This is a genomic window from Syntrophus aciditrophicus SB, assembly GCF_000013405.1.
Lineage (GTDB): Bacteria > Desulfobacterota > Syntrophia > Syntrophales > Syntrophaceae > Syntrophus > Syntrophus aciditrophicus.
Map to the genome: position 1 here is coordinate 2210649 of NC_007759.1, position 12608 is coordinate 2223256.

Sequence of the window (12608 nt, forward strand, 5' to 3'; positions counted from 1 at the left end):
GAATTATTGCGACAGTGATTAAAGCTCTAAACAATCGACACCATTGCACTCAGTATAATGTTAAAGAAATCTCCTGCACAAATTTACGTACTTAGTCTCCGGCGCAATAACTGACATAGAAATATATCACACTGTGATTGGTGAGGACTATCACATTGAATCTATTGATCAAAATTAATGGCAAGGGTAAAGATTTACTCATAGAAGACAAGTTGAATGGGAATTTCTTAAAAATCTATTATCAGGAGGCGGCCAGATGATCACGAACGCGGCACAGCAAAAAAATTGGGAAGAAGGGGTTGTGAACGAAAATGGTTTTGTTGATTTCTACGAGCTGCTGCAGTTGAGTTCGAACGCAGACACCGACACCATTGAACGCGTCTTTCGGCATCTCGCCAAAAAGACGCACCCAGACAACAGGGAATCAGCGGATCCTGACAGGTTCCGCCTCATTATCGAGGCTTATCGAACGCTCTCAAACCCCGAACTTCGCGCCGGTTATGACGTCAAGTACCAGGATTACTGGAACCGCAAGTGGCAGCTCGTTTCTGAGGCCGGCGACGGAATCGCTTTCAGCGACGACCTCGAAACCCGCAAGAGTCTGCTTTCACTTTTATATGTTCAGCGTCGACGCAACCCGGGCGACCCGGGACTTTTTGATTATCACATGGCTCGACTTCTCGACAAACCGTATGAGCTGGTGCAGTTCCATCTATGGTATCTGAGGGCCAAGAACTGGGTGGAGCGTCTTGACACGGGACACCTTGCGATCAGTGCTCTGGGTGTGGACCAGGTCGAAAAGGAACGGCTCCGACTCAGGAATGATCATCTACTCATGGCTTCCGATGGCACGGAAAGGCAGGCGGAACGTTCCGGCTCGGCAGATTTGCTTGCGTTTCCCCCAAAAACCTGATTTCAAACGGGGCAGGAATAATGATATAAGTGCTCAGGAATCATTAATATTGCCATTTAATTATCAATAAGGAGGGCGAAATGAAAAAGATACTTGTGGCAATCGATGAATCGAAGAATGCTTTTAAATCCGTAGATTTTATCAGCCGCTTTTTTTCAGGAAGTGAGGGTGTGCAGATTACTCTTTTTCACGTCCTTCCGGAATTTCCGCCTTCTTTCTGGGATGATGGCCATTTTCTTAATGCAGCGGAAAAGTCGGCGAGACGGGAAGTTATCGAAAAATGGCAGAACAACCAGCAGCTTAAGCTTGAATCAGTATTTAAGAAAGTAACCGAGAGGCTGGAGAACGCAGGGTTGAACAAGAATCAGATCACAACCAAATCAGTCGTTGCAACCCTTGACGTTGTTGCTGACCGCATTCTGGAAGAAGCCAGAACAGGCGGCTATCAGATGCTTGTGATGGGTAGACACGGATACTCGAGCACCAGGAAGCTTACCATGGGAAGTGTTTCTAATGCGGTCCTCAGCCAGGATTCAGCGCTGGCTGTTTGCATAGTCAAATAATAATATTACATAGAAGGGAGGGCAGCCATATTCATCTTCAACCGAAAGGTAATCGGCGGTTGGTAACTCTTCCTCGGTTCATCCGGATAATGACTGCTTTTAACCATTTGACACCAGCTTGCGTGATTTTTTTGCGTGTTGCAGACGGTTACTTGCAGGCATCAGGATTTCTCCTTATACAGCACCTCTATTTTCTCAAGAAGCCTGGCCTTATGAAACTTATAAGTTGCCTGAAACAAAACGCTTTCGTCATCGACTGGCGTTAAAGACCGAAGTCCGTCAAGCACCGCCTGGCGGTCAACACCCGGCTGCTCGGCCAGAACGCAAAAAGCATCACGGAGAAGCATCGCCATGGCGGAAGAGGATTCTATGCACGTTTCCGTCGCTCTTTTTATTGATTCCTTTATTTCTTCGTCAGTCAATTCCTGTTCCCTCCCCTGAGAATTATAAAGATCAGCCCGTCTGATTGAACTGCTGTTCCCGGATACTGAAACACGATGCATAAGCACCATAACAGAATCATTACCGCCAAGGTCTATGCAACAGACTGCCGACATGCCGTGCCGGCTGAAAGTCTGTTTTCTTCGGATCACTCATCCCCAGCAATCTTCCTCGCGTGTACCGTATGCAATCCAGGAAGAATTTTTCGGGGGCAAAGGATAATCAGGATGCCTGACCGCATATTCCTTTTGCGCCTTTGCTATGGCTTCACTGTTGTTCTGCGCATAGACGACCAGATGGAATAATTCCCTTTTTCTCCAGTCTCCGACAAGTCAAGAAGTTCAACTCTGTATCGCATCGAGGTTATATCCTTCGGGAACGACCTTTCCCGGCCGAGGAAAACCTTAACCGGATACAACGTCCTTTCGTTTCATGAAAATCATTAAAATCTATTTCTCTGTATTCCAGATCGCTTGCATTCGTCGCAGTCGTTATTTTCCGGCTGATTCTTTTCATAACTCAAAAAACACAGGCGGCAGATGGTAACCAGGACAGCATGCAATTCCGGCAACAGGCAACCCGCAACCCGCAACCAGCCCTTCTCTATAATTAAATGGCAACCGTGACAAGTGCTATTTCGTCAACATTACGCACCGCGGCGACTGTTTCCGGCGTTCATCACTGAATCGGGATGACAGATCAAACTCAACAATTGACCGATTTCGAGAACCATGCGAGAGTACAAGGGTAATGTTTAAGTAACCATGACAGTGCCGTTAGAATAAGCGACCCGGAAAATAAACATCAATTTATCTACAATATCGGAGGAAAACGGTCGCATCGACACAGGATGCTGGCACATGCGTGTCGATGCTGCCGCAATTGATCAACATGGATACACAGCATACAGAGATCGTTGTTACAGATATCCTGATCATTGGGAGTGGCATCGCGGGACTCAGAGCGGCTCTCGAAGCAAGTAAATGCGGGAAAAAAGTAATTATACTGACTAAAAGCAGAATCACCGATTCGAATACCTATTACGCCCAAGGCGGAATCACAGGTTTAGACCCTGAACGTGTAGCCAGAGGGAAAGACAGTTATGAATCGCTCATACAGAATACACTGGCAGCAGGTGATGGCCTGTGCAACAAGCAAGTTGTGGATTTTTTTGCACATCATTCTTACGAACCAATAAAGTTTTTGATTCAGCAGAATGTTCCTTTTTCAAAGGATGCTGACGGCTGGATACTGCACCAGGAAGGCGGCCATGAGCATGAAAGAATATACTGTGTCGCGGATTATACGGGCAAAGCGATTGAAGAAACACTGGCAGGCAAGGTGCTGCAGGACAAAAACATAAAAGTATATGAACATTTTCTTACCTTCACATTAATAACCAGGCGTAAACTCAGGAAAAATCCAAACCTTGACGACAGGTGTCTTGGTGTTTACGCGATAGACCGCCTGAATGAAACAGTGGCAGCATTCAAGGCAAACGCCGTAATACTGGCAACGGGTGGAGCTGGAAGAGTATTTCAGTACACAAGCAACCCGGACAATGCTACCGGCGACGGGATTGCAATGGCATATTACGTTGGGGCAAAAATCGCTAATATGGAATTCTTTCAGTTTCATCCGACGGTATTATACGAACCCTTTGGAATGCAGCCTAATGAACGGAGATTTCTGCTGACCGAAGCATTACGTGGAGTCAGCGTGGGCGGAATACTGACCACCAGCCCGGATTCTACGGAAGATTTTGTATTAGCGTATCATCCTGACGGATCGCACGCGACTCGTGATAAAGTATCGCAGGCTGTCGATGCTGAAATGAAAAGATCAGGGTTAAAACATGTTTATTTGAATGTCACCACGAGAATTTCAGGAAAAACTCCCGAATATATCAAGGAACATTTTCCCCAGATATACGCTCACTGCCTCAACAAAGGCATAGATATAACCGTGCAGCCAATCCCTGTCGTTCCGGCTGCACATTATACTTGTGGAGGAGTACTGGTTGATATCCGCGGGAGAACAAGCATTCCCGGATTGTTTGCAATAGGCGAAGTATCATGTACCGGGCTGATGGGAGCGAATCGTCTGGCGTCTAATTCGTTGGCTGAAGCGGCATTATTTGGAAAAGTTGCAGCAGATGAAGCGATAAAATTTTCTGAAAACAAAAATACAGAGGATGTGCCTGCCTGGTATACCACCGGAATCATCAGCCATGCAGACGTCGCGACAGTAAACCAGATATGGGATGTGGCCAGAACGACGATGATGAGTTTATGCGGAATCGACAGAACTGAAGAGAGATTAAGAGCAGCCGTCGGCATATTGGATAGTTTATATGACACAATAAACAAAATATACTGGGGGTATTATCCCAACGATCAAATATTTGAAACCAGAAACCTGGTGCAGGCAGCAAAATTAATCGCCAAAGCGGCATTATTCAGAAAGGAAAGTCGTGGAGGGCATTACAGGTCAGATTATCCACAGAAAAAACCTGAATACGAATCCATGACATTAATACAGAACGGAACAGAGATGAAACTAGTGCCCGTAGAATAATCAATCAAATTTTAATGTCCTGAACGGTCCTGAACAAGACTTGAGTTGACAGTAGCCCGATTCTTCCCGCAATGTTTATTTATACTTTTCATCCCTGTTCTTTATTGAAAGAAACCCTTCCGGCATGGGTGATTCAATAGAAATTCGCTCTCCGGTAACCGGATGCGGAAAAGATAAATAATAGGCATGCAACCTGATGCGCCTTACAAAATCAGCAGCCGCGCCGTATTTTCTGTCACCTGCGATAGGACAGCCGATATCGGATAAGTGCACCCTGATTTGATTTTTTCTTCCCGTTTGGAGCTTTACATCAAGCAAGGTGTATTGGTTTACCTGCTTGATGATCCGATAATGAGTAACTGAAAATTTCGCTTTGGATGATTCCCGGGTTGAATGAACTTTCTGCGCATGATCCTCGACAAGCCAGCTCTCAATGGTACCATCGGGGCTTTCAGGCTTCCCCTCAACTAACGCATAGTAACGTTTTTCGGCCTCTTTCCATTTTTCTTTAATGTGATCCATTGCCATCTTCGATTTGGCGAATAGCAGCACGCCCGATACTTCCTTATCCAGGCGGTGTACAGCAAACGCATGGATCTTCCCCCTGCTGTGCTCTTTTAAGGCCTGGGCAACAATCCATTGCACGCTGGCACTGCCATCTGCACTGAATGTAGCAATCCCGACAGGTTTTTCAACGGCGATAACATGCTGATCTTCAAACAATACAGGAAAAGGAAGCCCTGCTTTTGCGGCTATCCCGCCGTATGTGTTGATTTCAACCACATCTCCGGCCGAAAGCTTATGTGAATGCAATGTAACGGGCTTATTGTTGCACCTGATATTGCCGTGGCGTAAAAGCTTTTTGATCCTGGTGCGAGATGAATCGGGGTATTGCTCCGCAAGAAATTCAATAAGTGTCGTGGGTTTATTTACAGTTATCTTCATGTTCACTGTTGACTGTTCAGATATGCCTTTCCAAAACTTTTTCTGATAAACATGATGAAGCCGCCAGCCAGGCGGTAGACCATGCAATTTGAAGGTTATATCCACCGGTATCCGCGTCCAGGTCTATCAGTTCACCGGCAAAATAAAGGTTCTTGATGATTTTCGATTCCATGGTTTTGGGATTTATTTCTCTTGTTCTTATCCCACCGGCGGTAATGATGGCTTCCTTAAATGAACGATGACCGGTAACTCTAAAGCGCATATCTTTCATCAGCAGGAGAATCTTTCGCCGTTCCTTCGATGTCACCTGGTGGCATTCTTTATCCGGGTTTAATTGCAGAAGATCAATGAACACCGGGATCATTTTCGCCGGCAGCCAGTCTTTAAACATATTATCAAGGTGCTTCTTCCCATTCTCATTCAAATCACGCTGCAGCCGGGCATCAAGCTTCTGCTCATCCAATGCGGGCTTCAGATCCACTGTCAATTCCACCTTTTTTCCTTTTCTCAATTCATCTACTATAAACCGGCTGAGGGTAAGGATAATCGGGCCGGACAAACCAAAATGGGTAAAGAGCATTTCTCCGAATTCTTCTTTTAACTTTTTGCCGTTCACCCAAACCAGGGCTTTAACATTTTTCAGACTCAATCCCTGCATACGCCCGGCCAGACTGCCTTCTGTTTCAATGGGCACCAGCGCCGGCATTACAGGTTCGATGATATGTCCCAGCGGCCCGACAAGCTTGTACCCTTCACCGTTTGATCCCGTAGCTGGGTAGGAACACCCGCCGGTGCACAGAATGACCGCATCGGCATTAAAGATCATCTTTCTTCCGCTGCAGACCGCTTCGACTCCCGTAATGGTCTGATCGGAAACAAGAAGTTTTTCAATTTTACACTGGTATCGTATTTCAACTTTTGAGCTGATCACCCATTGCAGCAGGGCATTCACAACATCAGCGGCCCTGTTGCTGGCAGGGAAAATTCTTCCACCACGTTCGACAACGGTTTCTACGCCATACCTGGCAAGTAAATTGATAATATCCTGTACAAAGAATTCAGAAAATGCATGCCTAAGGAAGCGCCCGTTGGGGTAAATATGATCGATAAATGCGGAAACAGGGGCATCGTTTGTGATGTTGCAGCGACCTTTACCGGTGATCGACAACTTACGCCCGGCTCTCTCCATCTTTTCAAGTAAAAAAACACGGGCTCCAAGCTCCGCAGCTCTGGCGGCAGCAATTAAACCAGCCGCTCCGGCTCCAACAACGATAACATCATATTTCTTCATAAGGCATGATTCAATTTTCATATTCAACGGTTTTATCGACTCATGAAAGACGTTCGGTCATGACTTATCACAAATCAACTCATCAAAACAGCATCAGGTTATTCGTTGATTATCTTATCGCACCAGCCCGATCCGCTTGACACGATCTGATTTCCGGCGGCACTTCCCGGCAGGCCCCTCGCCTTGCCGACATCGAAATTATCCACTTCCTGGACATCGGCATAACCGCTTACGACGAAAAAAAGTATAATGAGGCCTTCCGGCACAATGATTTTAGTTCGGAGCTGCCGGGCGCGGCCAAACAACAGCGGTATATCTCTCAGGATCAGGCGCTGCCGGTGGTTTTGTATCCGAAGGAGTACGAGATCCTCTGGACCGACAGGCTCGGCACGGAGATCTTTTTCCGTCCGGTGAAAGCTGCAGACGAACGGTCTATTCAAGAACTTGTTTATGATTTGCCGGAGCAGGATATTTTTATCCGCTTCTTCCACAGCCTCAAAACTTTTCCTCACAAGGTGGCGATGCCCTTTGCCGCGATCGATTATAAAGACAAGATAGCAGTTGCCGCGGTAATCGGAAAAGAGGAACCGGAAGGCCGGGAAAGGATTGTGGCTATCGGCCCTTACATCAACAACCCGGACACAGGATTTGCCGAGGCGGCCTTCACCACACATCATGACCGCCTGTAGCGGGGCATCGGCTCCTTCCTGCTTCAATATCTCATTCGCATCGCGAAAGAGAAAAACATGGTCGGGTTCACAGTGGATGTGCCTTCACGCAACAAAAAGATGATGCGCGTTTTTCCGTATCGGCTATCCCATGACGACTCATCTCGAGTCGGGAGTTTACGAACTCAAGATCGATTTCAGCCGGGGAAATATCTTAGGGATTCAATGACGCCGGCTTTCAAAACACCGGGTTTACAGAGAGGATTGCGGGCCCTCATGGGGACGGTTTTGTGTCGGAGTCTCAGGCCGTTGCGGATCGTTACTCGAGCACCGGCAGCTCACATTTCTTCCCGGATGGGGGTGTCTGGGATTGAAAATTTCTGGAAGAGATTCTGATCCCGGTTAACTGGTTTTCGGTTTTTGTCTTCAAACCGGCCGGCAAATATGGTTCCAAACAGGCACATGAACTCGGAATATTTGAAAATACTCTGCTAATTCCTGAATATCCAATGATCCATCACAAGCGCAGCTGTAATCCCGACCACGAAACCATTCCCAAGGACAGGCTGTAAGGCCGGCGGAAGACCATAAAGAAAATCCACCGGAAGAAAGGTGATAACTGTCGCCAGCATTAACGGCAATCCAATGACCAACCCGTCCGTGATCTGAAATTCCCTGATCGAATCAAATACCACCATCAATCCCGCGGCTATCTGTGATGAAAGGATATAGATCAGAACCGTTCCGATGACAATGGAAGGGACACTGACAATAAAGCCAATTACGGCTGGAGAAAATGACATCAAAAAAAGCAGAGCAGCGGATGGCAACATCGCAACCCGGGATGCACAGCCGGTGGCGATGATAATGCCCGGACTGAGAGAAAAATTCACCGGTCCGATCACCCCAAAAAATCCAGACAAGATATTAGACAGTCCGGTGATGAGAATACCGCGGTTGATCCGCCCGCTCCCATCCGCGGGTTTCAACAGTTCATTCATGGACTGGATGGAGCCCAGGTCATTTACGAATAAAGCCAGAAAGCAGAACAGAAATGAGATCATTACTCCGCTTTCAAAAGACAGCCGGAAAGCCATGTTCCTGAAGAAACAGGATACCGGCTCGGCATGCGCGATATGGTCCATCCTGAAGGTTTCCGGAAATATCATGAACCAGATGAGACTTCCCGCAATCATGGCCCAGATGATCAGGGTGGATTTCCAGATGCCGGAAAGAAATCGATGGGCGGCAAACAGGACCAATACCATGAGCAGAGAAAAAACGATATGAGAAAGGGGCCCCGTTCTGGCTGTGCTGGATGTAATCAGGTTCACAATGGTCGGCGCCAGCGTGAAGGCGATCAGGATAAGGACAGCGGCGACCACTCGGGGGCTGAAAAGTGTTTTGAGGCGACCGAAAAGGCCGGTCACACTCACAATTGCAAGAATGAGCCCTCCAAGGAGAATCGATGTATAAATCGTGTCAGGATGATGTCCCGCAGCAGCGATGATTCCGATAAGAAGTATTGACGAGGGTCCTACAATCAGTGGCATCCGGTGTCCCAACATAAGCTGCGCCAGTAAAGCAGCCGCCATGACGAACACCAGCCTTTGCAGATAGGCCATCTGGTCGCCGATGGAGATGAAATGTAACGCTCCCGTGATCTTACCGATGACGATAATTATGGGGATGGTTACGGCAAACCACTGAATTCCATAGAGAACAGTTTTCAAAAATGGAGGCCGTTCATCAAGACCATACTTAAATTTCATACAGGAAAACCTTTTTATGAAATTCAGCAATAAAAAATTCGTCGCGGATAAACAATCCCAATCCTCATGAATACGATTTTCAAAATTGTCTGTTTATAAATGGATTCTCCTACAGGGGAGATCACGGTGTTGTTTCATGTGTCACTTTCTTTCCGATTCTGGAATGGGTTTCCTTTTCAGACGCAAAAGAAATCCTTACAAATGTACGCTGGCGCGCAAAAATTTTCAGGTCGGAATCGCAGCAGGTTTCATATGAACCGGGCTCGAAAATCCTCGAACTACCGGTATCCTTCCTCGTGGGCCAGGATGTCCAGATGAAGTGTGACCATGTCTTCTACATCGAGATTGGCTTCCTGTTCCGAACCCCTCAAGTCGATGATCTTGATGTAGCGCTTGCAGACGTTGCATACGTCCACACGGCATCGTTCGTCCCCTTCAATCGTGAAGTAGGCAAGGGTCTGCTGTTCTTCATTGCCGCAGAATGGGCATTTCACCCTGCGATAGTTCCACTCGAAACCGCAGTGGCTGCAAAAAAGATAACGACGCGCGTCACCGGCCTTGATCTTTCCGATTTTCGGCTCTTTTCCGCAGATGGGGCAGTAACCTTCAGACCAGCCCAATTCGGATATTTTATCGCCATATTTATGGGCGATTTTCTCCAGTTCCGGCCTCAGGCTTTCCCTCAGGAAAAATTTCACGAGATCAAAAAAGTTGTCATCATCTTCTTCGGGGAACTCTTCTTCAGAGATGGGAACGAAAATTTGGCGAATCATCTTTTCAAAATCCAACTCTCCGTCGTAGAGCCGATCCGTCATTTCCTGCACTTTGTCAGGCGACTGCTCCGCCGCGATATCCAGCAGCCGCAAAAAGTAGCTCTTCGGCAGGGCCGCGTCGAATTGATCTGAACTGAAATCGATGAGGGGCTCTCCCTTGGCCACTTTTCGGGGAATCAGGTTTTCATCCACCTGAAAGATTGAGCTGCCCGCTGGCGCACTGTACTGCTCCCGCAGGTTGAGCATCTCCGTCAGTATATCCAGCATTTCACTGTAATGCGGGTTGTCGGACTTGTACTGTTCAATTGTTTTCAACGCCTCTGTCATGCTTGCCATGCAATTAATGCCTCCTATCGGTGAACTTGCGTATATATGCCGTCTTACACTCCTGTTGAATTTAAATGTTCTTCACATAACCGTCATCGGGCGCCGCCTGCCAGCTCTCTGACCGCGTTTTCATACCAGGCGCTGTTTTTGATCATCAGTTTGGCAGTGGGAAAACCGACGGGGAAAGTGATCAGCAGATGCAACGTTCCGGCCTTACCCAAAACGATGATTGAAGAAGTCGCCCGGAAGAGGATGAGAAAAAAGTAAAGAAACCAGCCGACACCGAGTGCCAGAACCCCTATGACCGTGAATAGTCCTATGGTTCCAAAGATGAAAACACCGGACAGAATCCGTTCCATAAACGATATATCGGGGGTTTCCAGACCGAGCGAGAGAACTGTTTTCTGCAGAGAGTCTGATCAGTCAGAGGTGCGCTTTTTTTGATCACCACCAGTACGGGGGTCCAGGCCACCATGGGTAGGGATATCCCCATCCGTATGGTGAGCCCCAGAACCAGGGGTCGCGGTAGCGAATCTCCTGACTCTTCTCCCACAGGCGGACATCCCGGGAATCGACAACCGGATAGACATAGCGGATTTCCCCGATCTCCTGCTCCTCCTTTCCGATAATTACGCCTACAAGTGTTATTTCACGCCCTTTGCTGTAAATGTACGGATCAAGAAACCCCTCATAGCGCACCATGAAACGGCCTGAAGACTTGTCCACGTTCCTGGGCCGCTTCTGAAAATCGAGCTCCGTCTGCATGACCTTGAGTACTGTCTCGCTTTTTCGGTTTATGGTCTCGAGAATGACGCCGCCCCAGATGACCACTTTCCCATTATAACGATCGGGGGCCTTCTGAACATCGGACAGTGAAACGGCAGGCTCCGCCTCCCTGAGAAGCTTCTGCGGAAAGGGTGCGCAAGCCGCAAGCAAAACAAGAAACAGAAGGGCAGGAATAAATGAATATTTCATCGGATCACTCCCCCCACGCCAATACCGATACCGAACCGGGGTCCGGTGTAGATGTCATCCGGGGCCCAGATGTGGTGCTCTTGCGGAAGGATAACGGGATAGCCGTACCCAATCTCCCCGAGGGGAAGAACCTTTCCCCCCTGGACCTCACCGGCAACGGTAATCTTTCTTCCCCTGGCATAGATCGCCGGGTCCAGGAAACCCTGGAACCGGATCAGAAAGCGTCCATGGCTGAGATCCGTATCCTCGGGCCTTTTATTCCAGTCGAGAGGCTTCTGGACGACCTCAACCCAGCTTTCCTCTTTCTTCACGGTCGTCGTCACAATCTCCCCTCCAAGCAAAACCACCTTTCCCGCAAAGCGTTCCGGATGCCCCTGAAGCTCCCGGAAGGTAATATTCCGGTCCACTCTGTCCATGATTGCCGGGGAAATCACGGAGGCACACCCCTCTATGAGAAGAAAACAGAACAGACAGAAAAAAAACCTGCTCACGATGGATATAACGCGAATCATATCAACCTCGATTCCGAAAAGGGGAAATTACGCCTGAACCGTCTATTTCATCCAAATCCTTTTTAATTTATAAATCATGTATCAGTAAAGATCAATCTCCATCCGAATGCTATCCTGAAATCAAAATCTCGATGAAGCCGCCATTTCATGGCGGGATGAAAGCCCCAAGCGGCATTCTTTCTTATAAACACAACCCAACCCGGAATACCACCCCGAACACGATATGCAGAACAAGCTGCTCGTACCACATGGAGGGCGCCGCACTTCTGCCCGGCAGCCCCTGGCCCGCCACCGTCAATGCAAAAAAAGCATGGAAAGCCACAGCAGAAAGACGTATGTCGCCATCACGATGACGCTGGATGGGTCAAAGCCAAAAAACACTGTAGTGACGTAATACAACACTCCGAAGACGTTACTGGTGATCAGGTGCACGATGGCGCCGTATCTCGAAGCTCAAGGGCATACGGTCATCAGACTGGTCCGGGATAAGTCGAAGTCCGGGGCTTTCTGGGATCCGCGGCACGGCGTCATTGAACTGCCTCCCGACGCAGACATCGGCGCCGTGATCAATCTGTCCGGTGAAAACTTCGCCGACGGGCGATGGCCAGCGGATAAGAAGGAAAGGATACGGCCCAGCCGTATTGAAGGAACCCTGCTTTCAGCCCGGACGGTTGCCGAACTAAACCCTCGTCCAAAGGCCTTCCTTTCATCTTCCGGAATCCCCCTTGACTCACAACATCGTCCTTTCATATACTAACTGCATGAAAAAATCTTATCTATCTGACGCTTCTCACGGTTTCCCTGCCCCCCCTCTTTCCGTCTCTACGAAACCGAACTGAGCAATAAAAAAC

General features: G+C 48.1%; 14 protein-coding genes. 5 read left to right on the plus strand and 9 right to left on the minus strand.

Annotation, left to right across the window (positions count from 1 at the left end; all coding sequences use genetic code 11):
• The first annotated feature begins 256 nt into the window (after nucleotides 1-256).
• Together SYN_RS10235 and SYN_RS10240 are read left to right on the plus strand one after the other, a co-directional pair.
• Entirely contained in the window at nucleotides 257-913 is a 657-nt protein-coding gene (locus SYN_RS10235) for a DnaJ domain-containing protein (RefSeq protein WP_011418043.1), read from the plus strand.
• Nucleotides 914-993: 80 nt separating this feature from the next.
• Nucleotides 994-1476 (plus strand): universal stress protein, encoded by a 483-nt coding sequence (locus SYN_RS10240; RefSeq protein ID WP_011418044.1) that lies wholly within the window; start codon nucleotides 994-996, stop codon nucleotides 1474-1476.
• A 161-nt stretch (nucleotides 1477-1637) separates the two neighbouring features.
• On the opposite strand, the gene SYN_RS10245 is transcribed toward SYN_RS10240, so the two are convergent.
• The gene (locus SYN_RS10245; protein WP_148202553.1) at nucleotides 1638-1898 is read right to left on the minus strand and encodes a hypothetical protein; all 261 of its coding nucleotides are present in this window, start codon (nucleotides 1896-1898) and stop codon (nucleotides 1638-1640) included.
• Between the two features lie 889 nt (nucleotides 1899-2787).
• Here SYN_RS10245 and nadB point away from each other — a divergent pair.
• On the plus strand, nucleotides 2788-4494 hold the full coding sequence (nadB, locus tag SYN_RS10250) for an L-aspartate oxidase (RefSeq protein WP_049749974.1): 1707 nt from the start codon (nucleotides 2788-2790) through the stop codon (nucleotides 4492-4494).
• Between the two features lie 75 nt (nucleotides 4495-4569).
• Here nadB and SYN_RS10255 read toward each other — a convergent pair whose 3' ends face one another.
• From SYN_RS10255 to SYN_RS16095, 3 genes are all read right to left on the minus strand, one after another.
• The gene (locus tag SYN_RS10255; RefSeq protein WP_041584993.1) at nucleotides 4570-5439 is read right to left on the minus strand and encodes an RluA family pseudouridine synthase; all 870 of its coding nucleotides are present in this window, start codon (nucleotides 5437-5439) and stop codon (nucleotides 4570-4572) included.
• 16 nt (nucleotides 5440-5455) lie between these two features.
• Complete coding sequence (locus SYN_RS10260) at nucleotides 5456-6730, minus strand: NAD(P)/FAD-dependent oxidoreductase (RefSeq protein WP_041585635.1); 1275 nt, start codon at nucleotides 6728-6730, stop codon at nucleotides 5456-5458.
• Nucleotides 6731-6828: 98 nt separating this feature from the next.
• Entirely contained in the window at nucleotides 6829-7035 is a 207-nt protein-coding gene (locus SYN_RS16095; RefSeq protein WP_148202554.1) for a hypothetical protein, read from the minus strand.
• Nucleotides 7036-7068: 33 nt separating this feature from the next.
• Here SYN_RS16095 and SYN_RS16100 point away from each other — a divergent pair, with 33 nt between their 5' ends.
• A complete protein-coding gene (locus SYN_RS16100; RefSeq protein ID WP_011418050.1) occupies nucleotides 7069-7419 on the plus strand; it encodes a hypothetical protein in 351 nt (116 codons plus the stop codon).
• Nucleotides 7420-7889: 470 nt separating this feature from the next.
• Here SYN_RS16100 and SYN_RS10270 read toward each other — a convergent pair whose 3' ends face one another.
• From SYN_RS10270 to SYN_RS10290, 5 genes are all read right to left on the minus strand, one after another.
• Entirely contained in the window at nucleotides 7890-9170 is a 1281-nt protein-coding gene (locus tag SYN_RS10270; RefSeq protein ID WP_041585636.1) for a uracil-xanthine permease family protein, read from the minus strand.
• Between the two features lie 278 nt (nucleotides 9171-9448).
• Nucleotides 9449-10279, minus strand: a complete 831-nt coding sequence (locus tag SYN_RS15370) for a formate dehydrogenase accessory protein FdhE (protein ID WP_011418053.1) — start codon at nucleotides 10277-10279, stop codon at nucleotides 9449-9451.
• A gap of 83 nt (nucleotides 10280-10362) precedes the next feature.
• Nucleotides 10363-10629, minus strand: coding sequence for a hypothetical protein (locus tag SYN_RS10280; protein ID WP_011418054.1), 267 nt, complete (start codon nucleotides 10627-10629; stop codon nucleotides 10363-10365).
• A gap of 85 nt (nucleotides 10630-10714) precedes the next feature.
• Nucleotides 10715-11245, minus strand: a complete 531-nt coding sequence (locus tag SYN_RS10285; protein ID WP_011418055.1) for a Slp family lipoprotein — start codon at nucleotides 11243-11245, stop codon at nucleotides 10715-10717.
• The gene (locus SYN_RS10290) at nucleotides 11242-11757 is read right to left on the minus strand and encodes a Slp family lipoprotein (RefSeq protein WP_011418056.1); all 516 of its coding nucleotides are present in this window, start codon (nucleotides 11755-11757) and stop codon (nucleotides 11242-11244) included. Before SYN_RS10290 ends, SYN_RS10285 begins: the two co-directional genes overlap by 4 nt.
• 418 nt (nucleotides 11758-12175) lie before the next feature.
• Here SYN_RS10290 and SYN_RS10295 point away from each other — a divergent pair, with 418 nt between their 5' ends.
• Nucleotides 12176-12514, plus strand: coding sequence for a cell division inhibitor (locus SYN_RS10295; RefSeq protein ID WP_011418058.1), 339 nt, complete (start codon nucleotides 12176-12178; stop codon nucleotides 12512-12514).
• Nucleotides 12515-12608: the final 94 nt, after the last annotated feature.